Genomic DNA, 1,155 nt, shown 5'->3' on the forward strand with positions numbered 1-1,155 from the left:
ACCCAGTGGTAGTCCCTGGAGCCAGAGGCCAGATAGTGGATCTCGGCGATGGCGTCGTGTGCACGCCGCTTCGGGCGGAACCCATACGAGCACGGTCTGAAGTCCGCCTCGAAAATGGGCTCAAGTACTGCCTTCAGGCTTGCCTGGACCACACGGTCGGTGATGGTGGGGATACCGAGTTTCCGGAACTTCCCCGTGCTCTTCCCTTTCGGGATCATCACCTGCCGCACTTCGACCGGCCGGTACTCGCCAGACTTCAGCGAGTCCCGGAGTCGGGCCAGGAAGGCATCGACCCCGACCCAGGTCTCGACCATGGTCGCATTGACTTTGTCGATCCCTGCTGTCTTGGCGCCCCTGTTGGTGGACACTCGTCCCCACGCAGCCATCAGGAACACCGGGTCATAAACGAGGTTGAACAGATCATCGAAACAGCGACCTGGATCTTCGGTCGCCCAGCGGTGCAACTTGCTCTGCATCCTCCGTACCGCGATCTCGGCCGAATCTACATCCGGCCAGGATGCGGCACCGGTATTCACCGGTGCATCTCCGGACATTACATACACTCCTTGTCTGACACGCTGCCGCCCTTCCCCATGTGCACGGGCTTTCCCCGGCGCGGAGTACTACGGCGGCTCCGCCCCATCCGCTCCTTCGGCAGACGTCGCGCCTATCCCGCTACCCGGCCCTGGAAAGGCCGGACGGCGGGAGTGGATACGGATGGTTCCCACGTTCCCTGTTGTCCGATCGACGGGTTAGGCACCCGGCTTTGCCCCTGCGGCATCGTCACGGATACTGCCGTAGACAATTCACCATGACCTCCCGGATCGAACACCGAAGACCCTCCCCAGGAGTTCCCCACCGCCAAAGACGGCGAGTGCGCACCGCAAACCAGCCCGAATCCACCGGGTTAGAGCTGGCACGTGATCAAGAGGCGTAACGCAGCCGGTTCCTCGCGTATACCTTCCCGTCTCGCTCACCGCACCCGATCCATCCGGCAGTCCTGGATCGTCGCGACTTTGTCGAGGCTGCTCCCACCCTCCCCGGCGACTCCCGGGTCCGGCTGCCTCCAGCTTCACCCCACCGCTACGGCGGAAGGGAGATGAAGGTCTTCCACCCCCATTCGGTACAACAACAGAGCCTCGTGGCGCACTCGGT

The 1,155-nt window shown here is 63.0% G+C and carries 1 pseudogene; it reads right to left on the reverse strand.

The window, feature by feature from the left end:
• A pseudogene (locus ACIQIB_RS39535) lies at nt 1-554 on the reverse strand (group II intron reverse transcriptase/maturase); the annotation flags it as partial.
• Between the last annotated feature and the right edge of the window lie 601 nt (nt 555-1,155).

Origin of the sequence: Kitasatospora sp. NPDC092286, from assembly GCF_044755565.1 — a bacterium.
Lineage (GTDB): Bacteria > Actinomycetota > Actinomycetes > Streptomycetales > Streptomycetaceae > Kitasatospora.